At 66.1% G+C, this 25,239-nt stretch carries 25 protein-coding genes and 3 tRNA genes; 14 read left to right on the top strand and 14 right to left on the bottom strand.

Translation table 11 applies throughout. The features are described from left to right. Nucleotides 1–5: 5 nt before the first annotated feature. From BJL86_RS05815 to BJL86_RS05795, 5 genes are all read right to left on the bottom strand, one after another. On the bottom strand, nt 6–1,331 hold the full coding sequence (locus BJL86_RS05815) for a site-specific DNA-methyltransferase (RefSeq protein ID WP_082908683.1): 1,326 nt from the start codon (nt 1,329–1,331) through the stop codon (nt 6–8). Continuing rightward, on the bottom strand, nt 1,328–2,047 hold the full coding sequence (locus tag BJL86_RS05810; protein ID WP_067477294.1) for a DUF8185 domain-containing protein: 720 nt from the start codon (nt 2,045–2,047) through the stop codon (nt 1,328–1,330). Before BJL86_RS05810 ends, BJL86_RS05815 begins: the two co-directional genes overlap by 4 nt. Further along, entirely contained in the window at nt 2,044–2,481 is a 438-nt protein-coding gene (locus tag BJL86_RS05805; RefSeq protein WP_067477291.1) for an acyl-CoA thioesterase, read from the bottom strand. Before BJL86_RS05805 ends, BJL86_RS05810 begins: the two co-directional genes overlap by 4 nt. Before the next feature lie 80 nt (nt 2,482–2,561). Continuing rightward, nucleotides 2,562–3,260 carry a response regulator gene (locus tag BJL86_RS05800; protein ID WP_067477288.1) on the bottom strand — a complete coding sequence of 233 codons (699 nt, stop codon included), beginning with the start codon at nt 3,258–3,260 and terminating at the stop codon, nt 2,562–2,564. Next, complete coding sequence (locus tag BJL86_RS05795) at nt 3,257–4,846, bottom strand: sensor histidine kinase (protein ID WP_067477285.1); 1,590 nt, start codon at nt 4,844–4,846, stop codon at nt 3,257–3,259. Before BJL86_RS05795 ends, BJL86_RS05800 begins: the two co-directional genes overlap by 4 nt. 209 nt (nt 4,847–5,055) lie before the next feature. Between BJL86_RS05795 and BJL86_RS05790 the strand changes: the two genes are divergently transcribed. Then, nucleotides 5,056–6,513 carry a cation:dicarboxylate symporter family transporter gene (locus tag BJL86_RS05790; protein ID WP_082908682.1) on the top strand — a complete coding sequence of 486 codons (1,458 nt, stop codon included), beginning with the start codon at nt 5,056–5,058 and terminating at the stop codon, nt 6,511–6,513. Between the two features lie 98 nt (nt 6,514–6,611). Here the strand turns inward: BJL86_RS05790 and ettA are convergent, their stop codons facing one another. The 3 genes from ettA to BJL86_RS05775 all read right to left on the bottom strand — a co-directional run bounded on the left by ettA (nt 6,612) and on the right by BJL86_RS05775 (nt 11,344). Then, the gene (gene ettA, locus BJL86_RS05785) at nt 6,612–8,285 is read right to left on the bottom strand and encodes an energy-dependent translational throttle protein EttA (RefSeq protein WP_067477282.1); all 1,674 of its coding nucleotides are present in this window, start codon (nt 8,283–8,285) and stop codon (nt 6,612–6,614) included. A gap of 169 nt (nt 8,286–8,454) precedes the next feature. Next, a complete protein-coding gene (locus BJL86_RS05780; protein WP_067477278.1) occupies nt 8,455–9,087 on the bottom strand; it encodes a single-stranded DNA-binding protein in 633 nt (210 codons plus the stop codon). 181 nt (nt 9,088–9,268) lie between these two features. Beyond that, on the bottom strand, nt 9,269–11,344 hold the full coding sequence (locus BJL86_RS05775) for a bifunctional copper resistance protein CopD/cytochrome c oxidase assembly protein (RefSeq protein ID WP_067477275.1): 2,076 nt from the start codon (nt 11,342–11,344) through the stop codon (nt 9,269–9,271). 91 nt (nt 11,345–11,435) lie between these two features. Between BJL86_RS05775 and BJL86_RS05770 the strand changes: the two genes are divergently transcribed. Then, nucleotides 11,436–11,508, top strand: a tRNA-Arg gene (locus BJL86_RS05770). A gap of 33 nt (nt 11,509–11,541) precedes the next feature. Beyond that, entirely contained in the window at nt 11,542–12,447 is a 906-nt protein-coding gene (cmrA, locus tag BJL86_RS05765; RefSeq protein ID WP_082908681.1) for a mycolate reductase, read from the top strand. 164 nt (nt 12,448–12,611) lie between these two features. Here cmrA and BJL86_RS05760 read toward each other — a convergent pair whose 3' ends face one another. Then, entirely contained in the window at nt 12,612–14,255 is a 1,644-nt protein-coding gene (locus tag BJL86_RS05760) for a helicase HerA-like domain-containing protein (protein ID WP_067477272.1), read from the bottom strand. 10 nt (nt 14,256–14,265) lie between these two features. Here BJL86_RS05760 and orn point away from each other — a divergent pair, with 10 nt between their 5' ends. The 5 genes from orn (at nt 14,266) to BJL86_RS05735 (ending at nt 17,181) form a co-directional block, all read left to right on the top strand. After that, nucleotides 14,266–14,982, top strand: coding sequence for an oligoribonuclease (gene orn, locus BJL86_RS05755; RefSeq protein WP_082908680.1), 717 nt, complete (start codon nt 14,266–14,268; stop codon nt 14,980–14,982). Between the two features lie 151 nt (nt 14,983–15,133). Then, nucleotides 15,134–15,206: transfer RNA gene (locus tag BJL86_RS05750), tRNA-His, on the top strand. A 217-nt stretch (nt 15,207–15,423) separates the two neighbouring features. After that, nucleotides 15,424–15,786 carry an iron chaperone gene (locus tag BJL86_RS05745; protein ID WP_067477269.1) on the top strand — a complete coding sequence of 121 codons (363 nt, stop codon included), beginning with the start codon at nt 15,424–15,426 and terminating at the stop codon, nt 15,784–15,786. A 161-nt stretch (nt 15,787–15,947) separates the two neighbouring features. Beyond that, nucleotides 15,948–16,523, top strand: coding sequence for a dihydrofolate reductase family protein (locus tag BJL86_RS05740; RefSeq protein ID WP_067477266.1), 576 nt, complete (start codon nt 15,948–15,950; stop codon nt 16,521–16,523). Between the two features lie 67 nt (nt 16,524–16,590). After that, complete coding sequence (locus BJL86_RS05735; RefSeq protein ID WP_067477263.1) at nt 16,591–17,181, top strand: dihydrofolate reductase family protein; 591 nt, start codon at nt 16,591–16,593, stop codon at nt 17,179–17,181. Nucleotides 17,182–17,214: 33 nt separating this feature from the next. On the opposite strand, the gene BJL86_RS05730 is transcribed toward BJL86_RS05735, so the two are convergent. Next, nucleotides 17,215–18,096 (bottom strand): MmpS family transport accessory protein, encoded by an 882-nt coding sequence (locus BJL86_RS05730; RefSeq protein ID WP_156515420.1) that lies wholly within the window; start codon nt 18,094–18,096, stop codon nt 17,215–17,217. Between the two features lie 133 nt (nt 18,097–18,229). After that, nucleotides 18,230–18,556, bottom strand: coding sequence for an ArsR/SmtB family transcription factor (locus BJL86_RS05725; RefSeq protein ID WP_067477258.1), 327 nt, complete (start codon nt 18,554–18,556; stop codon nt 18,230–18,232). Between the two features lie 16 nt (nt 18,557–18,572). Between BJL86_RS05725 and BJL86_RS05720 the strand changes: the two genes are divergently transcribed. Further along, nucleotides 18,573–19,073, top strand: coding sequence for an SRPBCC domain-containing protein (locus tag BJL86_RS05720; protein WP_067477255.1), 501 nt, complete (start codon nt 18,573–18,575; stop codon nt 19,071–19,073). 148 nt (nt 19,074–19,221) lie between these two features. Then, a tRNA-Lys gene (locus tag BJL86_RS05715) sits at nt 19,222–19,294 on the top strand. A 95-nt stretch (nt 19,295–19,389) separates the two neighbouring features. Here the strand turns inward: BJL86_RS05715 and BJL86_RS05710 are convergent. Then, the gene (locus BJL86_RS05710) at nt 19,390–20,322 is read right to left on the bottom strand and encodes a PadR family transcriptional regulator (RefSeq protein WP_198034344.1); all 933 of its coding nucleotides are present in this window, start codon (nt 20,320–20,322) and stop codon (nt 19,390–19,392) included. A gap of 308 nt (nt 20,323–20,630) precedes the next feature. Next, nucleotides 20,631–20,912, bottom strand: coding sequence for a DUF3618 domain-containing protein (locus tag BJL86_RS05705; RefSeq protein ID WP_067471696.1), 282 nt, complete (start codon nt 20,910–20,912; stop codon nt 20,631–20,633). Between the two features lie 262 nt (nt 20,913–21,174). Here BJL86_RS05705 and BJL86_RS05700 point away from each other — a divergent pair, with 262 nt between their 5' ends. The 4 genes from BJL86_RS05700 to BJL86_RS05685 all read left to right on the top strand — a co-directional run bounded on the left by BJL86_RS05700 (nt 21,175) and on the right by BJL86_RS05685 (nt 24,279). Beyond that, nucleotides 21,175–21,663, top strand: a complete 489-nt coding sequence (locus tag BJL86_RS05700; protein ID WP_067471699.1) for a peroxiredoxin — start codon at nt 21,175–21,177, stop codon at nt 21,661–21,663. Between the two features lie 30 nt (nt 21,664–21,693). Next, nucleotides 21,694–22,407 carry a TetR/AcrR family transcriptional regulator gene (locus BJL86_RS05695; RefSeq protein WP_067471702.1) on the top strand — a complete coding sequence of 238 codons (714 nt, stop codon included), beginning with the start codon at nt 21,694–21,696 and terminating at the stop codon, nt 22,405–22,407. Nucleotides 22,408–22,585: 178 nt separating this feature from the next. Further along, the gene (locus BJL86_RS05690; RefSeq protein WP_067471705.1) at nt 22,586–24,166 is read left to right on the top strand and encodes a sodium-dependent transporter; all 1,581 of its coding nucleotides are present in this window, start codon (nt 22,586–22,588) and stop codon (nt 24,164–24,166) included. Continuing rightward, the gene (locus BJL86_RS05685) at nt 24,163–24,279 is read left to right on the top strand and encodes a methionine/alanine import family NSS transporter small subunit (protein WP_075844872.1); all 117 of its coding nucleotides are present in this window, start codon (nt 24,163–24,165) and stop codon (nt 24,277–24,279) included. Before BJL86_RS05690 ends, BJL86_RS05685 begins: the two co-directional genes overlap by 4 nt. Before the next feature lie 78 nt (nt 24,280–24,357). Here BJL86_RS05685 and BJL86_RS17560 read toward each other — a convergent pair whose 3' ends face one another. Beyond that, a complete protein-coding gene (locus tag BJL86_RS17560; RefSeq protein ID WP_075844871.1) occupies nt 24,358–25,218 on the bottom strand; it encodes a GNAT family N-acetyltransferase in 861 nt (286 codons plus the stop codon). Between the last annotated feature and the right edge of the window lie 21 nt (nt 25,219–25,239).

Below are 25,239 nucleotides of genomic sequence, written 5' to 3'. Positions count from 1 at the left end.
CGCGCTCAGCCGCGGCTGCGCAGGATCCGGAACGAGTCCGAATCCGACAACTCTCCCTCCAGGCGCGGAACGATATAGGAGTCGATGCTCGCGCCGGAGAGTTCGACGGCCACCCATCGACGGCCCATCCGTTGCGCGACGACCGGCGTGGTTCCCGAGCCCGCGAAGCAGTCGAGCACGAGGTCGCCGGGCTCGGTGGCCGCCTCGAGTACGCGCGCCAGCAGCGGTTCGGGCTTCGGCGTCGCAAAAATCTGCCGGCCGGGCAGCACCTTCTTGAGCTCGGCCTTCGCCGAATCCGAGGAGCCTATCTCGTGGGCCATCCAGATGCTGCGAAGCTTCTTCTTGCGCTCGTCGTGGAGCCGGTCGATCTGATACACGTCGAGCCGCTCCCCGCCGCGGCCGCGGACGATGCGCGCGGCGAGCTCATCGGAACGCTCGCGCACACGCGCCGCCGACCACCGCCACACCGCGTCCGTACCGTCGCCGAACACCGGAAACACCTCGCGCGCGCCGGCGAACTTTTCCGCCGACACCCGCCCGCTCTCCGCGTCCGCCCACAGCCCGTAATGCAGGGTCGGCACGGTGCCGGGATGGAACTTCTTGTTCGTGTTGCGCAGCGGCAGCAGCCGGAACGGTCCGCGCTCGTCGCTCTTCGGAAAGTCGGCCGGATTCACCGCCTGCGCGCTGCCCGGCTCGATCCGCACGTGCCGGATATCGCGGGCATACACGAGCAGGTGGTCGTGCGAGCCGGCGAAGAATTTCCCGAGCTGGCGCCCCTTCGGATTGTTCTCGATCACGATTGCGCTCACGCAATTCTCGCGCCCGAAAACCTCGTCGAGCAGCACTTTCGCGTACGCCATCTCGGAATCGTCGATGTGCAGCCACAGCGAGCCACTCTCGGCGAGGCTCTCGCGCAGCAGCTCGAGCCGCTCGCGCATCATCGCCAGCCACAGCCCGTGGTCGACCTTGTCGGCGTAGTCCGCGAACACGCTGCCGGTGTTGTACGGCGGGTCGATATACACCGCCTGAACCTGCCCGCGCAGCCCGCCCGATTCCGCGCCCGGCGCCGTCACTGCGCCGCCGAGCAGGCCGCGGAGCGCCGCGGCCGACTCGTCCCGGATTAGCACCCCGCAGTCCTTCCCGCGGCCCACGGTGGCGGCGTCGTACCCCGCACCATCGCCCATGACGTCGGAGGTAGCGCCTTCCCCGGCCCAGCACATCGCGCCGTCCGCGCTCACCTCGACACGGGACGCCGGGAATTGCAGGCGCGGGTTCGGCGCCTTCCTGGCGCTGCGGCGCGGCGACGTCATTCCATTCGGCCCGTCCGTCATCGCACCACGTTCAGCGGCAGGGATTCGGGGCGGTGGTAGACGCTGCCGAAGCGGCCGTCGAGGCGCACCCACGGCCCCCGGACGGACACGCGGACCTTCTCCCCCGCGGGCGCTGTGCCCGCGCGGGACGGCACGAATCCGAGCCCGGTGAGGGCGAAAACGGTGTGCATCTTCACCGCGGTCGCGGCCGCCTCGCCGGCGTCGCCTTCCCCGCCGTCATCGCCGCCTGTAGCGCCGCCGGCGGCATCGGGATTGATCGAGATCACATCCTGGTCGAGCAACGACGGCGCGACGCCGAGGGGCCCGGATTCGTCAGCGGCGACATCTCTGCCGCGCCGGGCGAGGTCGAGTATTTCCTGCGCGCCGACGAGTTCGATCTGCACGAACCCACCCGGCGGCGGCAGCATTCCCTGCCACGCGGACGGCATGAGGTATCCGAGGTCGATCCGCCCGTCGGTGTCCGGGTTGAGAGCTAGGGCGTGCGCGAGGACGATCTGATCGGGTGCGCTTGCGCTGCCGACGACGACGCGCGTGCCCAGCGGGCCGAACGGCGTGCGCGCCCAGAAGCGCAGCGCGCCACCGGTGTCGACGATGCGCACGGCCGCGGATTCGTCCATTTTGCGCACCCGGCCGAGGAAGTTCTCGACGTCGCGGCGATCGTTCGCGCCTGGAACCTCGATCCAGTTGGTCGGCGGGCCGAAGCTCGGAAGCGTCATCCCTCGTCCGCCTCCTGGTGCAGGAAGGTGCGCAGGTAGTCGCGGGCCGGCTTCGGCAGGCGCCGCGGGCGCTGGGTCTCCAAGTCGAAGGCGGCGATGGTGCACTGGCACGTCACCTCCGCCGGGCGATCCTGCGGGGTGTCGGCGTTGCGCAGTTCGTAGGAAGACCGGAAATACGCCGCACGCAGCTCGGTGACCCACATCCGTACCGTGACCGGCCCTGGCGCGTGCATCACCTGTCCGCGATACTGCACGGACATGTCGGTCATCACCGCGCCGTGGCCGAGCGACTCGGTGGGCAGGCCGGGCGTGAACAGCCACGGGATCCGAGCCTCTTCGAGCAGCGTGATGATCCGCGCGTGGTTGACATGGCGATTGAGGTCTTGATCCGACCAGCGAAGCGGCACCGTCGTTTCGAAAACCTCTGCGTCCATGCCTGCCTACGCTCCCGTCGCCGTCGGTGTCCGAGCCCGTCGCCCGGCACTGCCTCCAGCGTACCGCCGACGACTGGCGACTAGCGTGTGCGCCATTCGTAGCGGATCTGGGGTCGCCCGGTCGTTCCGTATTCGGTATGCCGGCGGACCGTGCCGTCGTCGGCGAGGCGCTCGAGATACCGCCACGCGGTCACGCGCGAGCTGCCGAGCAAACCAGCCACCTCACTCGCGGTGAGTCCGCTCTCCGAATCGCGCACCGTTCTGGCCACGGCGTCCTCGGTGCCGGGGGCGGCGCCCTTGTGCGTCGGCCGCTTGGTGTCGGCGGAGCGGAGCTCGGCCAGCGCGCGGTCGACGTCCCGCTGGCTCACCGCGTCGCCGGCCGGGTCCAGCGCGTCACGGTAGCGCTCGTACTGCCGGATCTTCTCGCTGAACGCGGAGAAATTGAACGGTTTGAGCAGATACAACAGCACCCCGTGGGACATCGCGCTGCGCACGGTCGCAAGATCGCGCTGCGCTGTGATCGCGATGATGTCCGGCACCGGCTGAACCCCGGACATCGCGGCGGCAAGGTCCACGCCCCGCGCATCGGGCAGCCCGAGGTCGAGCAGCACGAGATCCACGGGCGCACCCGATTCGGCGGCCCCGGCGAGCGCGCGCATGGCCTCCTGCCCGCCACGCGCGTGCGCGACGACCTCGAATCCGCCGAGCCGCGACAGGTATTCCCTGTGCGATTCGGCGATGAGCGGTTCGTCCTCGACGATCAGCACCCTCGTCGTCACGTTCGGTCTCCTTCCGCTCCCCCGCGTGCAGGTTCGGCCGGCCGCCCGGGGATCTGCGCCACCACGACCGAGCCGTAGGTGGCGTGCGCCGTCAATGTCCCGTTATGACGTCGGAGCACCTGCGCCACCAGTGCCAATCCGAGTCCGCGCCCGCGTTCGTCTCCCCCGGCCTTCGTGGAGAATCCGCGTTCCTGCGCGCGTGCAAGGAGTTCCGGGTCCATCCCGGGGCCGCTGTCGGCGATCTCGATGTGCACGCCTCCTGCCTCGCCGGTGATGGTGACCTCGACCCAGGGGTCGGCAGGATCGCATGCGTCGAGGGCATTATCGACGAGGTTGCCGACCACCGTCACCATCTCCTGCGCGGTGAGCAGGCCGGCGACGTCGTCGCCGAGCTCGGACTCGTCGGTGACGGTGAGCTCGATCCCGCGCTCGGCCGCCTGCGAGGTCTTGCCGAGCAGCATCGCCACGAGCGCGGGTTCGGCGATCGACTGGCTCATCCGGTCGATGAGCTGCTGAGACAGCGCGAGGTCGGTCGTCGCCAGCTGCGCGGCCTCCTCGCCCCGGCCCATCTCGATGAGCGCGACGATGGTGTGGAGCCTGTTCGCCGATTCGTGTGCCTGCGACCTGAGCGCCTCGGCGAAGTGGGTCATCGAATCGAGCTCCCCCGTCGCCTCCGACAGCTCGGTCTGGTCGCGCAGCGTGAGGACGGCGGCGTCCCGGTCGCCGTCGACGCGCACCTTATTGACCACGAGCACGCGGCCGCCACCGGCGTAGAGCATGTCTTCGAATCGCTCCTCGCCAAGGAATGATTCCGGTACGTCCGCGCCCGTGAAGCCCGCGGCATCGTTGCCCAGCAGCCGTTTGGCCTCATCGTTGACCAGTGCCGGATGTCCGTCGCGCACGACGATCACGCCCTCTTTGATGGAGTGGAGTACGGCGTCATGATGGTCGTACATGAGGCGCAGGTCGCCCGGCGCCAGCCCGCCGGTGGCCTGCAGGATCCGCCGCCGTACCCACCACAGCCCGACGCCGGCGGTGGCAAGTGCGCTCAGCGCGATGGCGAGAACGATCGGTAGCCTGCCGAGCCACTCGTTCATGAGGGTGTCCTCGGTGACCCCGACCGACACCATGCCGACGATCTCGCCGCGGCCATCACGCACAGGAACGATGGTGCGCACGGACGGGCCGAGAGTGCCGGTGTAGGTTTCGGTGTGAATGTGCCCCTCGAGCGCTTCTTTTGTAGAGCCGAGGTAGCGCAGTCCGATTTTCTCCGGGTAGGTGTGGGTGAATCGTTCGCCGTCGGGCGCCATGATCGTGATGAACGCGATCCCCGTGTCCGCGCGGATCGCCTCCGTCATCGGCTGCAGGATCTCTGTGGGATCGTCGGTCGCGAGGGCATCCGCCGTCGAGGGGGCTCGGGCGATGCCGATGGCCAGAGCCTTTTCCGTCTCGCGGGCGGTGCGGTCTCCCGTCAGGCGCGCGTCCCACAGCGCGAGCACGCTGCCGATGACGACGATGGCCGCGACCACGACAAGCACCAGCGCCACCACCTGGCTGGCGAGCGTGCGCGGCGCGATTCTGCTCATCTTCACCTCCCTGACGCATCGAATATTAACCCCCGGCGTTTGGCCGCCCGGACCAAAGGCTCGGCGAACTCGCGTGTGCCCCGCGTTGTGTTCGCTACGTGAACGAAATGAACTCAAGGGTGACCTAGGTCACTGGAGGCTCCACTATTTACTCGAAGGTCAGTTCCGTCAAGCCCGTAATCCCGGGGCGACACGAAAGGTTCGGCACAATGACATTCGGAAATCGGTCATCGAGTTCGGCGAGCGAGGCGTCCCCGCCCGCGCCGGCGAAGAAGGTAGACCGCACGCATTGGCTCTACATCGCGGTGATCATCGCCGTGTTCGCCGGCACAGCCGTCGGGCTCCTCGCACCCGAGGTCGGCAAGAGCCTCGGCATCCTGGGAACGCTATTTATCGGCCTCATCAAGATGATGATCGCGCCGGTCATTTTCTGCACCATCGTGCTGGGCATCGGTTCGGTGCGCAGCGCGTCGACGGTCGGAAGGGTGGGAGGCCTCGCCTTCGGTTACTTCATCGCCATGTCGACCCTCGCGCTCGGAATCGGGCTCCTCGTCGGCAACCTCATCCAGCCGGGAGAAGGACTCAACATCCAGTCCGGCTCCGGCAAGGGAGCCGAGCTCGCCGAGGAAGCCCACGAGGCCGGCGGCACCCTCGAATTCATTCAGTCGATCATCCCCGACTCGCTGTTTTCCGCGCTGACGAGCGGGAGCGTGCTCCAGGCATTGTTCGTCGCTCTGCTCGTCGGGTTCGCACTCCAGGGGCTCGGCAAGACGGGCGAGTCGATCGTCGAGGTGATCGGGCACCTGCAGAAGCTCGTATTCAAGGTCCTCGTGATGATCCTGTGGATCGCACCCATCGGCGCGTTCGGAGCGATCGCCAACGTCGTCGGCCAGACTGGCTGGGCCGCCGTGGGCCAGCTCATCGTGTTGATGCTCGCCTTCTACCTCACGTGCGTGATCTTCGTGTTCGGCATCCTCGGCACCCTCCTACGCTTCGCGACCGGCGTATCGATCTTCTCGCTCGTCAAGTACCTGGCCCGCGAGTACCTGCTCATCTTCGCCACCTCGTCGTCCGAGTCGGCGCTGCCCCGACTGATTGCAAAGATGGAGCACCTCGGTGTGGAGAAGACGACAGTAGGCGTGGTCGTCCCGACCGGATACTCGTTCAATCTCGACGGCACAGCGATCTACCTGACGATGGCGTCGATCTTTATCGCCGACGCCATGGGCGATCCGCTGGCGCTGACCGAGCAGCTCGGACTGCTGGCGTTCATGATCATCGCGTCGAAGGGCGCCGCAGGCGTGTCGGGCGCCGGTCTGGCAACTCTCGCCGGCGGCCTGCAGGCACACCGCCCCGAGATGCTGGACGGCGTGGGCATGATCGTCGGCATCGACCGGTTCATGTCCGAGGCCAGGGCGGTCACCAACTTCTCGGGCAATGCCGTCGCCACGATCCTCGTCGGTTCATGGACGGGAACCATCGACCGGGATCAGGTCACCGACGTGCTCTCCGGCAATAACCCCTTCGACGAAGCCCAGCTCATCGACGACGGCCACGGCGAAGACGGCGCACCTGCAGACGTTGCCCGCTCCACCGCCGCCCCGGAGCCGACGGCCGAGCTGGTTACGTCGGGCGCCCGGGTGCCAAACGCCACTGCGGCTCACTAGCGAAGGCCGCACGCTCTCAGCCAGATAGAGCAGTGCCCCGGTGGCCCATCGAGTTCGATGGGCCACCGGGGCATTTTTCGTGCTCTGGCGGGGCTTTTCTAGCCGCGCGTGAGGCGACGGTGGGTGACGCGGTGCGGGCGCGCCGCCTCCTGGCCGAGGCGCTCGACCTTGTTGGCCTCGTAGCCTTCGAAGTTGCCTTCGTACCAGTACCACTGGCCCTCTTCGACGTTGCCCTCCCACGCGAGAATGTGGGTACAGGTGCGGTCGAGGAACCAGCGGTCGTGGGAGATGACCACGGCGCAGCCCGGGAAGTCGGTGAGCGCGTTCTCCAGCGAGCCGAGGGTCTCGACGTCGAGGTCGTTAGTCGGCTCATCGAGGAGGATCAGGTTGCCGCCCTCCTTGAGCGTGAGCGCGAGGTTGAGGCGGTTACGCTCACCGCCGGAGAGGACGCCGGCCTTCTTCTGCTGGTCCGGGCCCTTGAAACCGAACGCGGAGACGTAGGCGCGAGACGGCATCTCGTTCTGGCCGACCTCGATGTAGTCGTTGCCCTCGGAGACGATCTCCCACACCGACTTCTCCGAGTCGATGTTCGCGCGGCCCTGGTCGACGTAGCTGAGCTTGACGGTGTCGCCGACCTTGACCGTGCCGGCGTCCGGCTCCTCGAGCCCGACGATGGTCTTGAACAGCGTGGTCTTACCGACACCGTTCGGGCCGATCACGCCGACGATGCCGTTGCGCGGCAGCGTGAACGACAGGTCCTTGATGAGCACGCGGCCGTCGAAGCCCTTCTCGAGCTTGTCGACCTCGACGACGACGTTGCCCAGGCGCGGCGGAGTCGGAATCTGGATTTCCTCGAAGTCCAGCTTCTTCATCTTCTCGGCCTCGGCAGCCATCTCCTCGTACTTCGCCAGACGCGCCTTCGACTTGGTCTGGCGAGCCTTCGCGCCCGAGCGCACCCACTCGAGCTCGTCCTTGAGGCGCTTCTGCAGCTTCTGGTCCTTCTTGCCCTGCACCTCGAGGCGCTCGGCCTTCTTCTCCAGGTACGTGGAGTAGTTGCCCTCGTACGGGTGCAGCTGGCCGCGGTCGACCTCACAGATCCACTGCGCGACGTGGTCGAGGAAGTAGCGGTCGTGTGTCACGGCCAGGACGGCGCCCGGGTAGCTCGCGAGGTGCTGCTCGAGCCACAGCACGGACTCGGCGTCCAGGTGGTTTGTGGGCTCGTCGAGGAGCAGCAGGTCCGGCTTCGACAGCAGCAGGCGACACAGCGCGACGCGGCGGCGCTCGCCACCGGACAGGTGCGTCACCGCCGAATCGCCCGGCGGGCAACGCAGCGCGTCCATCGCCTGCTCGATCTGGGAATCGATATCCCACGCGTCGACGGCGTCGAGCTCCTCCTGGAGCTTGCCCATCTCTTCCATGAGCTCGTCGGTGTAGTCGGTCGCCATTTCCTCGGCGACTTCGTTGTACCGGCGGAGCTTGGTCATCGTGTCGCCGAAGCCCTCTTCGACGTTTTCCTTGACCGTCTTGTCCTCGTCGAGCGGCGGCTCCTGCAGAAGGATCCCGACGGTGGCCTCCGGATCGAGGAAGGCCTCACCGTTCGACGGCTGGTCGATGCCGGCCATGATCTTGAGGATCGAGGACTTACCGGCGCCGTTCGGCCCGACCACACCAATCTTGGCCCCCGGGTAGAAGGCCATCGTCACATCGTCAAGGATCACCTTGTCGCCGTGCGCCTTGCGCACCTTCTTCATGGTGTAGATAAATTCAGCCATTGCACCCTCTACAAGCTGCGAGTTTCGGATTCACATGTCGTTTCGTAGGCGCACGATCAGGTGCGCAACTACGCCCATCGTACGTGCTTCCCAGAGAAACTCGTGGTGAGAGGTCGCCGGACCCGGCCGTAGGGCCCGGCGCCTCCACGCCTTCGCCTGCGAAGGCACGTCAGAAAGGCGTCTGTCCCGAGTCCATAGGGTCGCCGCCGGCGCTCGCCGTGGCGTACTGCGGCCGATCGGATGCGGCGGAGTCCGGCGCCTCTGCGGCGATCCCGGCAGGCGTGGAGGATGCGGGGTCCGACGTCATGCGTGACGCTGGCGCCTGCTCGGTGGTCGCGGAGGCGGAGTCTCCAGGGGAATCGACAGGCCCCTCGGTGGGGCGTTCCGTGGCGTTTTCGCCGGAATCGCCCTGCGCGGCATCGCTGCCCTCGGCGCGGGATCCGGTGTAGCTGCGGACCGTTTCCACCGACGAAAGGTCGACCGCGAGGTGCTGGGCGCGCAGCTCGGTGTAGCTGCGGCGCTGGCCCTCCTTTTCGTAATTGCGGCTGACGAGCGTTCCCATCGCGACGACCATCTGCCCGCGCAGGGCGACGGCGGCCGCGCGCCGGGCGAGGCCGTCCCAGCAGCTCACGGTCACGTAGAAGGTGTCCTTGTCGTTCCACGTGTTGGTGGCGGGATCGAACTGGCGCTCGTTGGCGGCGAGCCGAAAGTTGAGCACGGCGTCGCCGCCGGCGGTGTTGTTGATGGGATAGGCGGTGATGACGCGGCCGCGGACGGTGGCGTGGGTGCGGTTGACGATCATTTTCGTCGTTCCTTCTCGGTCGGGGCCCCTTCAGGGCGCGGGCACCGACCCGAGATCGGGCCGGTCCCTTCCGACTCTGGCAAGTCGGCCCGCGCGCCAAGGCCCTAAAGGTTGCAACGAAATCAACCGCTGTGGATTCCGAAATCGCCTGTGAAATACCCCGCTTTTCCCAGGGTGAGTACTATTTTCCGCTGCGCGTTCCCTCGTCCATCTGCCGCAGCATCTCGTTGTAGGCGCGCAGCTCGGCGTCGTCGTCGCGATCGGCCTTGCGCTCGGAGCGGCGGGCGTCGCGCGAATCCGCGCTGTACCACTGGAAGGCCAGCGCGATCATCACCACGAACAGCGGGATCTCGCCGAATCCCCAGGCGATGCCGCCGCCCTCCTTCTGGTCGGCGAGCAAGTCAGGCACCCACGGTAGTTCGAGGCCGCCGTACCAGTCGGGCGCGAGCACCTCGCCGTAGAGCATGAGCATGATCCCGAAGAACGCGTGGAACGGCAGCGAGCCGAGGAGCGTGAGCAGCTTGAACAACGGGGAGTAATTGTGCGGCGAGGTGTCCACGCCGATGATCGACCAGTAGAACAGATACCCCGAGATGAGGAAGTGCACGTTCATGAACACGTGGCCGAAGTGGTCCCCGGCGAGCGTGTCGTAGAAGCCGCCGAAGTACACGAGGTAGAAGCCGAGCACGAACTGGATCGACGCGACCACGGGATGGGTGAGGAACCACGAGATCGGGTTGTGGATGAGCTCGAGGATCCACTCGCGCGGGCCCGGCGGGTTGCCGCGGCCGGCCGGCCGAAGCGCGCGCAGCGCCAGGGTCAGCGGCCCGCCGAGCGCCCAGAACACCGGCACCATCATCGACAGCAGCATGTGCGCGACCATGTGCAGCGAGAACTGGCCCATCATGTACATGCCCAGGCCCGAGCTGGTGGTGAGGAACAGCAGCACCGAACCGGCCATCCAGAAGATCGTGCGCGAGACCGGCCACGAATCCCCGCGCCGACGCAGCACGATAAGCCCCCACGAGTACAGCGCGATCGCCACCAGCGAGACGGTCCCCAGGATCAGATCGAATCGCCAGTTGGTGATGAGCGTGATCAGCGTCGGATTGCCGGGGAGTTCGAAGCCGAGCAGCGCCTCCTGCACGGTGGGAATCGACGGCGGCGGGGGCGGCGGAGTCCGGCCGAGGGACACGGCCACGGCGAAGGTCGCGGCCATCACAGCCGTTTCCACGCCGGCGAAAGCCCAGATCCGGGCGCGGGAGATCGGCGCGTCCGACGTCATGGGCGATGACGCCGCGCTGCCTGGGCGCTCGGGCCCGAGCCAGAGTTTCGGCCACGCGCGCAGGCCGAGAAGGCGGCGGCGGAGGCCGATCGCGAGCACCGCTATAACCACGATGAGCACCGCCTTGGCGATGATCAGCCGGCCGTAGGTCGTGGAGAACAGGTCACCGGGCTGGATGCGCACCAGCGCGTTGATCACGCCGGAGGCCGCAACCACGAACAACGCGACCGTGGCAACCGCACTATGACGTCGGAGAGCGAGGCGCATCCGGCCGTCCCCGCGTAGTGCGTGCAGCACGATCGCGGCGAGCCCGCCCATCCAGAGGACCGCGCCGACCAGATGCAGGACCAGGGAGTTCGTCGCGATGTCGTGCGCACCCGAGGAGGCGGCGTGCCCAGTCGCCGCGATCGGCAGGAGCGCCGCCATCGACAGCGCGAGCCAGATGACCGACCAGCGCCACGTGAGGGTCAGCCGCTGGCCGATCGCCGCAACGATCGCGATGATCGCGGCCCAGCGCCACGACGACGCGACGTCCACTGAGGAAATCGCGAGCAGCCACTGGTCCGGAGACAGCGAATCGGTGAGCTTCTGCCCCGACACGTCGGACAAGGTGAGCGGGATGAGCATCGCGGCGCACACCGCCCACACGGCGTTGGCCATCGAGGCCCAGTGCTGCGAGCGGTACCCGGCGACGTCGAGCGTGCCGTCCTTCTGCGGTGGGGTGTAGAAGGCGCCATAGAACGACAGGCCCACGGCGAGGGCGCAGAAGATCTCCGCCACCGAGCGCACGATGGGCAGCCCGTACGAGGTGAGCGGGCCAGGATCGGGAATACCGAGCAGGTCGAGCGCCGCGCTGGTGGACAGGTCACTCAGAGGACCCGCGACGACAGCCGCGACGGCCACGAGGAGGGCGATATATCCGAGGAGGGGTGGGCCAGCGGGCCGCCGGGTCACGCCGACGCGAGATGTCATGGGTCCATAATATGGAGGTGGGCAAATCGGCCCTGTACGTTAAGATTCCCTCGGTGCCCTCCGGAAGCATCGCGCTTGCCGCCGGTACCCAGCCTCCGTAGCTCAGTGGATAGAGCAGTCGGTTTCTACCCGATTGGTCAGGGGTTCGAATCCTCTCGGGGGCACGCACTTTTTGCCGCAACGCTCGAAGGATCACTATGGCTCTGCCGATGCCCACCGCCCACAGCCGCGCCGTGGTGACCGGCGCGTCCTCCGGAATCGGAATGGCGTTCGCCCGCGAGCTCGCAACCCGCGGATACAACCTCGTCCTCGTCGCGCGCCGCGAGCAGATTCTCAATGAGCTCGCTGACGAGCTGCGCTCGCGCACCGGCGTAGAGGTGGACGTGCGCGCCTGCGACCTGTCCAAACCGGAAAAGCGCGCGCCGCTGCTCGCGGAGTTGGAGAAGACCGAGGTCTCGATCCTCTGCAATAACGCAGGCATCGCAACGTTCGGCCCGGTTTCGGAGCTCGACTTCGACTACGAGCGGGACCAGGTCCAGCTCAACGCGGTCGCCGCGCACGAACTGATCCTCGCAGTGCTGCCGGGGATGCTCGAGCGCCGCTCGGGCGGCATCCTCAACGTCGGCTCGGCCGCCGGCAACACCGCGATCCCCAACAACGCGACCTACGCCGCATCGAAGGCGTTCCTCAACACGTTCTCGGAGTCGCTGCGCGGGGAGGTCAAAAAGCAGGGTGTGAATGTGACGCTGCTCGCTCCAGGGCCGGTGCGCACCGAGGAGATCGCCGAGGCAGATAAGACGTTCGTCGACCGGATCGTGCCCGACAGCTTCTGGGTCGACACGACCTACACGGCGCGGCTGTCGATCGATGCGCTCGCCCGCAACAAGATGCGTGTCGTTCCGGGGCCGATCGGCCAGACGATGTCGCTGGCCACGAACTTCCTGCCGCGTCGATTCGTGTCGCCGCTCGCGGGCAAGGCCTACGCCAAGCTCGGCGAGGGTTCGGCGGATGCGGCCGACGTCTCGGGATCCAGGTCCGGTGACGCCGCAGGTTCCACCGGCGGCCAGGGCGCCGCAGCTACGACGCCCGACTCTTCCGCCTAATCTGCGCGTTCGGACGAACCGCCGCCCGTAAATGAGTGGAACCGCCGACCGGTAGCGCTCGACACCACCTGCAGCCCCGCAGACCCTGACAATGCGCATGGTCAGCGGTACTCCAAATGGTGCGGGCGCGCCAGACAGTTCCAGGCAGCGTCCGGAGCGCCGAATCAGCGGCGCCGGCGCCGTGTACCGAACAGGCTGCGGGTGATCTCGCGCCCTGCGGCACTCGCGGCGCTGCGCATAAAGCTGCGCGTGGCGGGATTCGACATCGCCCGCGACACGAACGACCCCTCCTCCTCGCGCTCGCCACCCTTCCGGCGCTCCCCACTGTCTTCGCGGGGAGCTTCGCTCGCCGGAGCCTGCTCAGCGGCGGGCGCATCCTGCGCTCCCCCGCCACCAGCGGCACCAGCCTCGCCGGAACCTGCCCCGGCCTTCTCCGCCTGCTCGGCCAACTTCTCGTAGGCGCTCAGTGGGTCGACGGTCTCGCCGTATTTGCCCCACGCCTCGCTTTCCTTCGCCGCAGCGGTGATCGCCTCGTTGCCGATCGTGTTCATCAGCGAGGTCGGCGGGTTCATCAGCGTCCACGCGACCGGCGTCGGCGCGCCACGCTCCGACAGCACCGTGACGATCGCCTCACCCGTCCCGGCACCGGTGATCGCCTCTTCCAGGTCGTACACCTCGGACTTCGGGTAGGTCTTCACGGTCTTGCTCAACGCCTTCTGGTCCTCGGGCGTGAACGCGCGCAACGCGTGCTGCACGCGCGCACCAAGCTGCGAGAGGATGTCGCCCGGGATGTCGGTGGGCAGCTGCGAGCAGAAGAACACGCCCACGCCCTTGGACCGAATAAGCTTCACCGTCTGCTCGACCTGGTCGAGGAACGCCTTCGACGCGTCCTCGAACAGCAGGTGCGCCTCGTCGAAGATAAACACGAGCTCCGGCTTGTCCGCGTCGCCCTTCTCGGGCAGATCCTGGAACAGCTCGGCGAGCACCCACATGAGGAACGTGGAGAACAGCACCGGCCGCGTGGCCTGGTCACCGAGCTCGACCAGCGAAATCGTGCCCTTCCCGTCGACGACCTTGCGCAGGTCGGCAGGGTCGAGCTCGGGGTCACCGAAGAACGTGTCGCCGCCGTTGTTCGACAGGTTCACCAGAGAACGCAGGATGACGCCGGCGGTCTGCGACGACACGCCGCCGATGCCCTTGAGGTCCTCTTTCCCCTCGTCGGACGTCAGGTGCTGAAGTACGGCCCGCAGGTCCTTGAGGTCATACAATTCCAGCCCTTGCTCGTCCGCCCAGTGGAAGACCAGCCCGAGCGTCGACTCTTGCGTCGAGTTGAGCCCGAGCACCTTCGACAACAGGATCGGCCCGAACGAGCTCACCCGCGCGCGCAACGGCACGCCGATGCCCTCGGTGCCCAGCGACAGGAATTCGACGGGGTGTCCGGCCGGCGCCCAGTCGGCGCCGGTCTGCTCGGCGCGGCCGCGCGCCTTATCGGAGTCCTCGCCCGGCTGCGCAAGCCCGGACAGGTCGCCCTTCATGTCCGCCATCACCACGGGCACGCCGTTCACGGACAACTGCTCGGCAATCAACTGAAGCGTCTTGGTCTTGCCCGTTCCGGTCGCTCCGGCGACAAGGCCGTGTCGGTTCATCATCGACAGCGGGATGGAAACCTGGGCCTCGGGATCGGCCTTCCCGTCTACCAACACGGACCCGAGTGAGATCCCGGCGCCCTCGCTGGCGTACCCCTGCGCAATCTTCTTCGCGGGGGCCAAATCGGTGTTGTTCTCGCTTGCGGATGCATCATTCGGCATGATTTAGATCATGCCAGAATCAACTCCACCCTTGTCCGGTACAAATGCAGGTTCGTCGGATCAGGCCGCACATTCGCCTGGTCAACCGGAGTCCGCCGAGCCGTCGATCAATCCGAAGCACGACCGCATCGTCTGGATCGACTGCGAGATGACCGGTCTCGACGGCGGCACGGAACCGGGCGCCGACCTGCTGGTAGAGATCGCGGCACTGGTCACCGACAGCGAGCTCAACGTTCTCGGCGACGGCGTCGATATCGTCATCGGCGCGCCCGATGAGGCCCTCGATTCCATGAATGATGTGGTGCAGGAAATGCACCGCTCCTCCGGCCTCACCGAGGAGATCCGGGCGTCGAAAGTCACGGTCGAAGAGGCCGAGAAGGCGGTCCTCGATTACGTCCGCCAGCACGTGTCCCAGCCCGGCACGGCACCCCTGGCGGGCAATTCGATCGCCACCGATCGCAAGTTCATCTCCCGCGATATGCCCGAACTCGATGAGTACCTCCACTACCGCATGATCGACGTGAGCTCGATCAAGGAGCTGTGCCGCCGCTGGTACCCGCGCATCTACTTCGGTCAGCCCGATAAGGGCATGGCGCACCGGGCGCTCGCCGACATCATCGAGTCCATCAAGGAGTTGCGCTACTACCGCGCCACGGCATTCGTTCCGCAGCCCGGCCCGACGTCCGAGGACGTCGCCGCGGCGGCAAAGAAAATCACCGAAGGATGACGTCGGGCGCCGCCCTGCCTCAAGCGGCCGCTCCCCCGCCTGCGCCGCAGCCTGCGCCCGTCCCCGCGGATTTCGCCCTGCCCACGGGTGGCATGTAGACTACTGAGCGCTGCAGTGATCGACGCATCTCGTCGATCGTCTGTCCAGTGTGGTGAGTGTAGTTCAGTTGGTAGAGCACCAGGTTGTGATCCTGGCTGTCGCGGGTTCGAGTCCCGTCACTCACCCCGATTGAGAAGAGCGGGTTACCGGCACAAGCGCCGGTGGCCCGCTCTTCACATTTCTGACCATGCGTCGAGGCAACCACTATCTACCTGTCCCAGAGGTTGCCAGGTCGGCGCTGGTCCTGCGATGCGGGGAGAGCGCGGGGCCGGGCGGAGAAGCGCGTCCGGCGTCATACTCGGTGGTACTACACGGTGCAGAATGTGGTGAGGAGCGACGGAGATGGCGCAGGCGGCAGCGAGTATCGACGAGTACCTGGCCGGGGTCGACTCGGCGTTTCGGGCGGAGCTGGAGCGAATTCGCGCGCTCGTGACCAGGCTGGTTCCGGAGGCCGAGGAAAAGATCAGCTACCGGATGCCGACGATGGAATATCGCGGGCGGGCGCTCGTGTACTTCACCGCGTCGAAAAGGCACATGAGCTTCTACCCGTCGTCGATGGCGCTCGACGAACTGGCCGAACGATTGACGGGGTACGAGCGCACGGCTCACGCGGTGAAGTCCACGCTCGATAACCCGCTCCCCGACGAGCTGATCGAGGACCTCGTGCGGGTACATGTGCGGGAGATCGACGCCGCGAAGGGTTAGGTGGCCGGTCGGCAGCGACCGCACGGCCGGCAGCGGGAGCCCGTGGCGATAGTGCGCACGGACGGACAAAGGCGCTCCCCCGCCCTGCGGAATCCTGGAGATAGCACCGGGAGCTCTGCCACGCATCGCGCGGGCGGACACGGATCAGAGGGAGCATCGCCATGAGACCGCTGCGATATTCGATCAACGTCACGCTCGACGGCTGCTGCCACCACGAGGCGGGGCTCGTCCCGGACGCCGAGTCCATGGAGTTCTGGACCGAGGCTATGCGCCGGTCGGACGCGCTCCTCTACGGGCGCGTCACCTACGAGATGATGGAAACGGCGTGGCGGCGCCCTTCTTCGGGCACGTGGCCCGAATGGATGCAGGACTGGGACGTTCCGTTCGCCGACACGATCGACCAGGCGAAGAAATACGTGGTGTCGACCACGCTCGGCAGCGTCGACTGGAATGCAGAGCTGCTCGGCGGCGACCTGAAGAGCTCGGTGGAGGCGCTCAAACGAGAACCCGGCGAGGGGCTGTTGGTCGGCGGCCTGGCGCTCCCCCTCGCGCTGGCCGACCTCGGTCTGATCGACGAATACGAATTCGTGGTCCAGCCGGTACTCGCAGGACACGGTCCGACGCTGTTGTCCGGGCTGCGCGAACGCATCCAGCTCGAGCAGGTGTCGCGGCGCGATTTCCGTTCCGGCGCGGTGGCGCTTCGCTTTCGCCCTGTGCCGGCAACGTCGCTGATGTAGCCGGATTTGCCCGTGCCGGCGACGGAACGGCCACGCCCAAGAAGCACGCGTTCACCGAGGAGTTCACATGCCCGCCACCTATACCTTCGACATCTTCTGCAGCCTCGACGGCTTCGGCTCCTTCGGACCCGACGGCGATTGGGGCGGCTACTGGGGCACACAGGGCCCGGAATTCCTCGCCCACCGTGCTGATCAATACGCAGCCGACATGCGATTCGTGCTCGGCGCGAACACCTTTCGGATGTTCCAGAACTTCCTCGGCGACCTCACCCGCGCAAGCGAGGCCGACGACCCCGTGAACACCCGCATGAAGTTCGCGCCCACCACCGTCGTCTCGAGCACTATCGACTCGGCGCCCGAGTGGCCCGACGTCCGATTCGAAAGCGGCGACGCCGTAGATATCGTCCGCCGGCTCAAGGCCGATTCCCCGGTCCCCCTGCGTTCGCATGGTTCCGTCTCACTCAACCGATCACTTATGACGGCGGGCCTCGTCGATTTCGTGCAGGTCACGATATTCCCCGTCCTTACCGGCGCGACGGGCACGGTACCGATATTCGCCGGAGCCTCGGATTTCGACCTCGACCTCGTGAGCAGCACGGTCTTCGACGGCAGGATCCAGGAGCTCGTCTACCGTCCGACGCTTCACGCGAAGGCGTAATCGCCCTGGTCTGGCCCGGCCGGCGCGAAAAGTCTATCCGTAGTACACGCAATCGGCGCTTTGGAAAGAGCCGGTCGCGGTATTCGAGTCGACCTCCTCGTCGTCGACGAAAATCTTGCACGTCACATCGCCCTCGTCGACCTGGAAAACAAGAAGCGACACAGCGGTCAAGCCGCCACTCGAGGTGAGTTCGGTCGACCAGGGAGACGGAACGTCCTCCTGCTGAACGTTTAAATCGGTGTCCACGTAAGTCACCGTAATTTCCGAGCCCGTCGACGAGGTGGCTTCGAGGCGGACGTTGGTTCCGCCCTCCGAGCCGCCCGGCGGCGGGGCGACGGCGGTCGATGAGGGCGCGGAGGGCGCGAAGGGCGCGGAGGGTTCGCTCGGCGCGAATGGCTCCGACGAGCGCGGGGAGCCGCCGGGATTCGGATCCGCGGTCGGCGCCGCCGAGGACGTCGTGGGGAGCGCAATGCCTCCGCCGTCATCCCCCGAATCGCGAAAAGCGAAGACGACGCCGACGGCCACGACAGCAAGTACGACGACGCCGATGATTGCGGCGATGATCAAGCCGGTATTCGTGCCCGCCGAGGTGCTTGCGCCGCCAGGCTGCTGGGGACCGCCGTAGTTGCCATATGGATTGGGTGCGCCGTAGGGCTGGCCGAATTGCTGCTGCCCGCCGTACTGCTGCTGCCAGCCGAATTGTTGGGGCTGCTGCGGAGGTTGCGGGCCGCCGTAGTGCTGCCCACCGTACGGATTGCCACCGTATTGGTTTCCGGCGTACGGGTTGCCGTGGTGGTCGCCGCCATAGGGATTGGCCGGAAACTGGCGCGTGGGATCGGGCCCGGCCACCCCGGAACGAGGATCGTATGGGTTGTGCGGTTGCCCCGGGCGTCCATCGTTTGGCGGTTGGTTCATGAATTCGCTCCGTCGACTTGTCCCCTGGCCCTCAGAATGCGCGCGGCATTCTGTCTGAACGATATTGACTTATGGCGCCGAGCGAGAGGGAAACGACAGAAACTGGTCGCAGATCACAACGCCAACGTCACGTTCACGCCTCGTCGAGGCGACCTAGCAGTCCAACGGCGGCGTTCATATAGTCGCTGATCCAGCGGTCGTGGATCCGCTTGATCGGGAGCGGCGAAAGGGTGAGGTGCCGCTCGCGCCCCACCCTGCGGCCGGCGACGAGTTCGGCCCGTTCGAGCACCTTGAGGTGTTGGAGCACGGTCGTCCGATCGATCTCGGGCAACTGCGCGCACAATGTCCCGGTCGTGATCGGGCCGGACCTGAGGGAATCGAGCATGCGCCTACGAATGGGGTTGGCGAGGGCTTTGAAGACGGCGTCATCGTCCTCGGTCTTGCTGCCCGTAATGCTCATGTTGTAATTTTACAACATGTCGAACGCCGAGCACGACGCCGCACTGACCGAACTCTCCTTCACCGTCTCCGGGTACATCTCCAAGCCCGCCGAGCAGACCTACGAAGCCGTCGCCGACCCCGAACAGCTCTCCCGCTACTTCACCACCGGCGGTGCCCAAGGCCGTCTCACCGAAGACGCGACCGTCACGTGGGATTTCGCAGACTTCCCCGGCGCCTTCCCCGTCCGCGTCGTCGAATCCACGCCGAGCGAGAAGATCGTCATCGAATGGGAGTCCGGCGAGTCGGCCGTCGAAAGCGCAGCTTCCACCCCAGGGCATACGCGCGTCGTGTTCGAGTTCGAGCCGATCGACGACAACACGCGCACGCTCGTCACCATCACCGAATCCTCCTGGACCGTTTCGCCCGACGGTTCACAGGCGGCGTTCGGCAATTGCATGGGCTGGACCGGCATGCTCGCTGCCCTCAAGGTGTGGATCGAGCACGGGATCAACCTCCGCGAGGGCTTCTACAAATAGCGCAATTCCGCCTGGGCTACAGGTGCGAATGGATCAAAACCGCACTTAGCTACCGTGATTTCGCGATCTGTTCATGCGGTGCTAATGTATTCAACGGTTCAAGCGAGGTCGCCGGATTCCACTTCGGAGGACATCGCGGAATCGTTCCGCGCCAATAGCTCAACTGGCAGAGCAGCTGACTCTTAATCAGCGGGTTCGGGGTTCGAGTCCCTGTTGGCGCACAACACAAAATCAAGGCCGGAAATCTCGACGCGAGATCTCCGGCCTTGATTATATTTCACGCGTTCCCGCCCCCACGAGGCGGGCGCGCGGTCGGCTATCCGTTCTCGGCGAGCAGGGCGTAGAGCTCGCGGCGGAGTTCGTCGATCTGCTCCTTCGCCTTCTCGATGAGCTCCTCGTCGCCGGTCGCCATGACCGCGCGCATCGCGAGCATCGCCTGGCGGACTGAGTCGGCCATCTCTCGGCCGGGCGCCGAGCCGCCGCCCTGCACATCCTCCGAAGCGTCCTCCGCCTCACCGAGGTCCCATGGGGCGCGCTTCTCCGCGAGCTTTTCCGCTTCTTCGCGGCCCGCGTCGGTCAGCGCGAAGTGCTTGGGGCCGGCCTCCGAGTCGGGCGCGATGAGCCCCTCGTCCTCGAGCTGGGACAGCGCCGGGTACACGGCACCGGAACTCGGCGACCACTCCCCACCGCTTCGTTCGGCAAGCTCGCGCATAACGCCGTACCCATTGAGCGGCCCTTCGGCGAGCAGCAGCAGGATCCCCACGCGGACATCACCGCGGCGAGCCCGCCGACGCCCGTCCCCGCGACCGCCGCGAGGCCCCCGCCCCGGACCGAAGCCCCGGCCGAAACCGCGCGGATCCCCGGGTGCGAACCCCTGGCCGCCGAATGCCTCGCCGACGAATTCGGCGAAAGCCTGAGCGATTTCCTGCTGAGCGCTGCCCACTGCGGCGTTCCAGCCGCCACGCCCCGGATCGAATCCCGGTCCGCGGCCGCCGCGAGGCCCGCCGTGCGGGCCACCTTGGGAACCACCTTGGGGACCACCATGCGGACCTTCGTGCGGGCCGCCGTGCCCGCGCCCGCGACCGCCATGGCCCTTGTGGCCTCCGGGCCCGCGGCGGAACTCGCCGCCGTGGCGACCGCGTCCTCCGCGCGCTCCGGGGCCACCTGTACCTCCCGGGAATCCGCCTCCGGCGAATCCTTCGTGTCCATCCTGATTCGGGTTCTCGAACCCATGCGTCGACATATCCATGGTCGCCGCCTCCTTCGTCTTACCGTTCGGCCGCGCTTGTCGCGTCCGTGATGACAAGAACTATTGCAGGCATGTCTCGATATGTCAACGCTATATCGTTATCTACTTTAAACAGAACCGAAGATGACGTCGGAGTTCCGGATATTTCCGCAGGTACGGCGTCATACGTGTGTGGTTTTTGCACGAGAGATCGAGCAGGCGCAAGGGTTCGCTATTGCGATAAAGACACAAAAGACCCCACGCCTTCGCATCTCTGCGAGACATGGGGTCCGAAGTTGAAGGGCGGCGGCCGTGGCCGCCCGAGGAGGCTAGAAGCCGCGCTTTTCCTTCATCGCGAGGTAGCGCTCGATCGCCTTGTTCTTCTTGCGCTTCGACGTCGTGCTGTACACCACACCGCCGACGACGAGCGCAACGACGCCGCCGATCGCGGCGAGAACGACCGGGTTCTTGAGGATCTCGGTCGCCTGGGCCTTGCCCTGATCGGCGAGGTTCTTGGGGCTAACCCGATCGGTGAGCTCGTCCAGGGTCTCGGCGAGGTTGTCGCGAGCCTTGGCGATGTCGCCTTCAATACTTTCGTAACTGCGTGCCACTGGTCCTCCGAATCGCACCCTGCGCACCTGTGACAAATGCATGACCACGCTGCGCGGCGCCAGGTGTTCTCTTTTCGAAACAACGATAGCCCACGAATGGCCGCACTCGCCGACCAAGCGCGCCATTCTGACGATCGTTAAGTAAAGTTGCTGTAAAACTTGAAGCCAACATCACCTTTCGCGCGGGCGCCGCATACCGCTTCCGCCCGCGGCGGCGGACCGACGACGCCGAACGAAAGGGCCGAAGGAGAGATTCGCAGCTATGGACGGACAGCGCCTCGAAGTAGGAGACAAGGCCCCCGATTTCTGCCTCCCCGACGCCGATGGCAACGAGGTGTGCCTAAAGGACCTGGGCCGTGTCCTGATTTACGTCTACCCCGCGGCGATGACCCCCGGGTGCACCACGGAGACGTGCGACTTCAATGCCGCCTCGGAAGATTTCGACACCGCAGGGATGAAAATCGTTGGCCTCTCCCCCGACAGCCCGGAGAAGCTCGCGAAGTTCCGCGATAAGTACGACATCTCCTTCCCGCTGCTGTCGGACCCGTCGAAGGAGACGCTGACCGCCTACGGCGCATTTGGCGAGAAGAAGAACTACGGCAAGGTCGTCCAGGGCGTGATCCGCTCGACTTTTGTCGTGGAGGCCGACGGCACGCTGTCCTTCGCGAGGTACAACGTGCGCGCCAAGGGGCACGTGAACATGGTCGCCGGGCTTCTCGACGTGGACCTGACCGAACAACCCGGCGCATAGCTCTGCCGGAGAACGCGAGGTTTTGAGACAGTGAGCGATTCCCCTTCCTCGACGACGCCGTCGAACGACACGGAAGGCGTCCCGGAGATTCTCGTGCCGCGCCGGCGCCCGATCCAGGAACGCAGCCGGCGCAAGTTCGAGGCTCTGCTCACCTCCGCGCGCGAGGTCCTGATCGAAGAGGGCATCGACTCGTTCACCTGCGAGGAGGTGGCTGCCCGCGCCGGTGTGCCCATCGGAACGCTCTACCAGTTCTTCGCCAATAAGTACGTGCTCGTGTGCGAGCTCGACAGGCAGGACGCCCGCGGCGTCGTTGCCGAGCTCACGGATTTCTACAGCCAGATCCCGACCCCCGGCTGGCCGGAGCTGCTCAACGAGTTCGTCGATCACCTCGCCGGGCTCTGGCAGTCCGATCCGTCGCGCCGGGCCGTGTGGTTGGCAACGCAAGCCACCCCTGCGACCCGCGCCACGGCCGCGGTCAACGAACGCGAACTCGCCGCGATGGTGGCGGCCGCGCTGTCCCCACTTACACCGAAGGCCGACCAGGACCATCGAGCGTTCATGGCAGAAGTGCTCGTCCACGTCGCCTATTCGTTGCTCAACTTCTCCGTGCAGCGCCCGAGCGATTCGACGGAGATCCATGAGGACACCGTGCGGGAGCTCAAACGAATGCTCGCGGCTTATCTGTGGCTCGCGGAAAAGGAAGTCCGAGAGGGCGAAGACGGCGGCCAGCAGACATCCGGTTAGCCCCGGTTCCCCGAATTCGGGGCGAAATCGGATGTGATTCACGCCACTTGGGTAAATACCTGGTGAACTTACTTAAGGGTGGTCTAAGGTAAGCGCGCATGGTCCGTGAGGACTTCACGCCAGCCCGCGGATCCCTGTCGGCTGGCCACCACCATTCCGACCACCACAGGAGAGTCCTATGACTTCCGCTGCATCAGGCTCCGTGGCATCCGAGGACGGCAAGTTCGCGCGGGAGAAATTCTCCTCACGCAACGTGTTCGTCTTCGCCGCCATCGGTTCGGCAGTCGGCCTCGGCAACATCTGGCGCTTCCCGTACGTCGCCTTCGAAAACGGCGGCGGCGCGTTCCTCGTGCCATACGTCGTCGCGTTGCTCACCGCCGGCATCCCGCTCCTCTTCTTCGACTACTCGATCGGCCACCGCTTCCGCGCGTCGGCGCCGCTCGCCTTCCGCAGGCTCAATCGCAAGCTCGAGCCGATCGGCTGGTTCCAGGTCCTCGTCTCGGTCATCATCGCCGTGTACTACGCGGCGATCATCGGTTGGGCGGCGTGGTACGCCTACTTCTCACTCGACCAGCGTTTCGGCAGCTCGCTCGAGGAAACGACCTCGTTCTTTACCGGGGACTTCCTGCAGATGTCCGAAGAGTCGTTCAGCTTCGACTTCGTCGGCAACATCACGATCATGATCGCCATCGTGTGGATCGGCACGATCGTCGTCCTCGCGCTCGGCGTCCAAAAGGGCATCGGCCGCCTCAACCAGTTCTTCATCCCGCTGCTCATCATCCTGTTCGTCATCATGGTGATCTTCGCGCTGGTACAGGATGGCGCAATGGACGGTCTCAACCAGTTCTTCACCCCGGACTGGAGTGTGCTGACCAACTACCAGGTATGGATCGCCGCGTACGGACAGATCTTCTTCTCGCTGTCCGTCGGCTTCGGCATCATGATCACCTACTCGTCGTATCTCAAGCGCAAGACGAACCTCACCAGCTCCGGCCTGGTCGTCGCGTTCTCCAACTCGGCGTTCGAGGTGCTCGCGGGCATCGGTGTCTTCGCGGGCATCGGCTTCCTCGTCCACGCAGGCGGTATGGCCTGGGATGACGTCCAGGGCGGCGTCGGTCTCGCATTCTTCACCTTCCCGGCGCTCATCGCCTCGATGCCGGCGGGAGAGGTCTTCGGTTTCCTCTTCTTCGCCTGCCTCGTGCTCGCCGGTTTCACCTCGATGATCTCCATCGTCGAGGTCGTCATCTCCGCCGTGCGCGATAAGCTGGACGTCAATCGCGTCAATGGCACCCTCATCGTCTGCGTGCCGCTGGCGATCATCTCGCTGCTACTCATGCCGACCGCTACCGGTTTGATGACGCTCGACACCCTCGATGCGTTCTCCAACCAGATCGGCATCGTCGCCTGTGCCCTCATCTCGATCCTCGCGGTCGCCCTCATGGGCAAGCTGCCGGGCCAGCGCGACCACCTCAACGCGGTCTCGTCGTGGCGCGTCGGCAACACGTGGTTCGTGTTCCTCGCCGCCACGGTCGTCGTCCTCGCGATCACCCTCTTCTTCACGGTCCGCGACTTCGTCGTCGACGGTTACGAGGAATACCCAGACGCGGTCGTCAACACCTGGGGCTGGGGCGCCATCGCGATGGTGCTCATTCTTGGCATCGCTCTCACCTTCACCCCGTGGAAGAAGGGCCTTGAGCTCACCGGGGTGCCCGGACTCGATCCGCAGCTCGAAAACAAGGACTCGGAGGCCACCAAATGACCGGCATCGCAGTGATCATGATGATCTTGTTCCTCCTCATCATCTGGGGCGGACTGGTTCTGAGCATCTACAACTTCGTCATCCACCCCGACGACCCGGAGGCCGAAGACTAGGCACCCGATGCCCGAAATCTCACCCCGGACCGGCGGCCCGCCTGCTCCCCTCGCGAGCAGGCGGGCCGCCGTCATTCGCTAGCGTTCCCTTCCGCAGTCCCCGCAGTCCGAGCGGCGGTTGCGGAACGCGCCCGCTTTCCCGATCGAGAGAATTGACCCAGCCGACCCGATCGACAGGATCGATCCGGTCGACCCGATGGACAAGATCGAGCCGCTAGATCCGATAGACAACAACGACCCCACGGAGCCCAGCGACAGGATCGACCCCAAAGACAGCACCGATCCGGCCGAAGCCACTGCCCCCACGGACCCGACCGACAGTGGCGACCACCGCGATAGCCTCGAGGTCTTCTGCACCCAAGCAGCAGCCTGGCCTGTGCCCGTGTTCGCGTCCTCCGCGCCGAAAGCATCGTCATATATGACGTCGGACGCCGGAAATTCCGGCCCGTCCCCTCCGCGGGTCCCAAGGAATTTGGCCTGGAAGTATTCGGCCGGGCCGTCCGGGAAGCGGAGCGGCGCCGCCTGCACGAAGCCAAAGCGCCGGTAGTACTCGGGGTCGCCGAGAAGGACCACCCCGGCCGCGCCTCGTTCACCGAGCTGCTCGAGCGCTGCCTCCATGAGCGCCGCGCCGATCCCCTGCCTCTGCTTGTCCGGCCGCACCGATAGCGGTCCGATCCCGAACCACTTGCCCTCTGCAACCGGGTCGAGCCGGACCGGGGACGCGGCGACGTGCCCTACGACCTCGCCGCCGAGTTCGGCAACAAGCGATACCGACAACGACCCCGCGTCCCTGAGTGCGGCGACGATGTCCTGCTCGGTGCCATCCGAATGCTCGGCGCCCGCGAATGCCTCGCGCGTTACCGCGTCGATCGCGCCCACGTCCGTGGGAGATTCGTTGCGGATTCGGATCTGGCTGACGTGGGCATCGACGTTCGACATGAGCGCGAGTCTACGGTCTTT

It is taken from the genome of Dietzia timorensis, assembly GCF_001659785.1.
In the GTDB taxonomy this organism is placed as follows: domain Bacteria; phylum Actinomycetota; class Actinomycetes; order Mycobacteriales; family Mycobacteriaceae; genus Dietzia; species Dietzia timorensis.
This window is presented reverse-complemented; position numbering and strand designations above follow the sequence as displayed.

What these genes read in the sequence shown, in the direction of transcription:
- BJL86_RS05815 (WP_082908683.1), bottom strand. Translation starts at nt 1,331, where the DNA reads ATGACGGACGGGCCGAATGGAATGACGTCGCCGCGCCGCAGCGCCAGG.
- BJL86_RS05810 (WP_067477294.1), bottom strand. Translation starts at nt 2,047, where the DNA reads ATGACGCTTCCGAGCTTCGGCCCGCCGACCAACTGGATCGAGGTTCCA.
- BJL86_RS05805 (WP_067477291.1), bottom strand. Translation starts at nt 2,481, where the DNA reads ATGGACGCAGAGGTTTTCGAAACGACGGTGCCGCTTCGCTGGTCGGAT.
- BJL86_RS05795 (WP_067477285.1), bottom strand. Translation starts at nt 4,846, where the DNA reads ATGAGCAGAATCGCGCCGCGCACGCTCGCCAGCCAGGTGGTGGCGCTG.
- BJL86_RS05790 (WP_082908682.1), top strand. Translation starts at nt 5,056, where the DNA reads ATGACATTCGGAAATCGGTCATCGAGTTCGGCGAGCGAGGCGTCCCCG.
- ettA (WP_067477282.1), bottom strand. Translation starts at nt 8,285, where the DNA reads ATGGCTGAATTTATCTACACCATGAAGAAGGTGCGCAAGGCGCACGGC.
- BJL86_RS05780 (WP_067477278.1), bottom strand. Translation starts at nt 9,087, where the DNA reads ATGATCGTCAACCGCACCCACGCCACCGTCCGCGGCCGCGTCATCACC.
- BJL86_RS05775 (WP_067477275.1), bottom strand. Translation starts at nt 11,344, where the DNA reads ATGACATCTCGCGTCGGCGTGACCCGGCGGCCCGCTGGCCCACCCCTC.
- cmrA (WP_082908681.1), top strand. Translation starts at nt 11,542, where the DNA reads ATGGCTCTGCCGATGCCCACCGCCCACAGCCGCGCCGTGGTGACCGGC.
- BJL86_RS05760 (WP_067477272.1), bottom strand. Translation starts at nt 14,255, where the DNA reads ATGCCGAATGATGCATCCGCAAGCGAGAACAACACCGATTTGGCCCCC.
- orn (WP_082908680.1), top strand. Translation starts at nt 14,266, where the DNA reads ATGCCAGAATCAACTCCACCCTTGTCCGGTACAAATGCAGGTTCGTCG.
- BJL86_RS05745 (WP_067477269.1), top strand. Translation starts at nt 15,424, where the DNA reads ATGGCGCAGGCGGCAGCGAGTATCGACGAGTACCTGGCCGGGGTCGAC.
- BJL86_RS05740 (WP_067477266.1), top strand. Translation starts at nt 15,948, where the DNA reads ATGAGACCGCTGCGATATTCGATCAACGTCACGCTCGACGGCTGCTGC.
- BJL86_RS05735 (WP_067477263.1), top strand. Translation starts at nt 16,591, where the DNA reads ATGCCCGCCACCTATACCTTCGACATCTTCTGCAGCCTCGACGGCTTC.
- BJL86_RS05730 (WP_156515420.1), bottom strand. Translation starts at nt 18,096, where the DNA reads ATGAACCAACCGCCAAACGATGGACGCCCGGGGCAACCGCACAACCCA.
- BJL86_RS05725 (WP_067477258.1), bottom strand. Translation starts at nt 18,556, where the DNA reads ATGAGCATTACGGGCAGCAAGACCGAGGACGATGACGCCGTCTTCAAA.
- BJL86_RS05720 (WP_067477255.1), top strand. Translation starts at nt 18,573, where the DNA reads ATGTCGAACGCCGAGCACGACGCCGCACTGACCGAACTCTCCTTCACC.
- BJL86_RS05710 (WP_198034344.1), bottom strand. Translation starts at nt 20,322, where the DNA reads ATGGATATGTCGACGCATGGGTTCGAGAACCCGAATCAGGATGGACAC.
- BJL86_RS05700 (WP_067471699.1), top strand. Translation starts at nt 21,175, where the DNA reads ATGGACGGACAGCGCCTCGAAGTAGGAGACAAGGCCCCCGATTTCTGC.
- BJL86_RS05690 (WP_067471705.1), top strand. Translation starts at nt 22,586, where the DNA reads ATGACTTCCGCTGCATCAGGCTCCGTGGCATCCGAGGACGGCAAGTTC.
- BJL86_RS05685 (WP_075844872.1), top strand. Translation starts at nt 24,163, where the DNA reads ATGACCGGCATCGCAGTGATCATGATGATCTTGTTCCTCCTCATCATC.
- BJL86_RS17560 (WP_075844871.1), bottom strand. Translation starts at nt 25,218, where the DNA reads ATGTCGAACGTCGATGCCCACGTCAGCCAGATCCGAATCCGCAACGAA.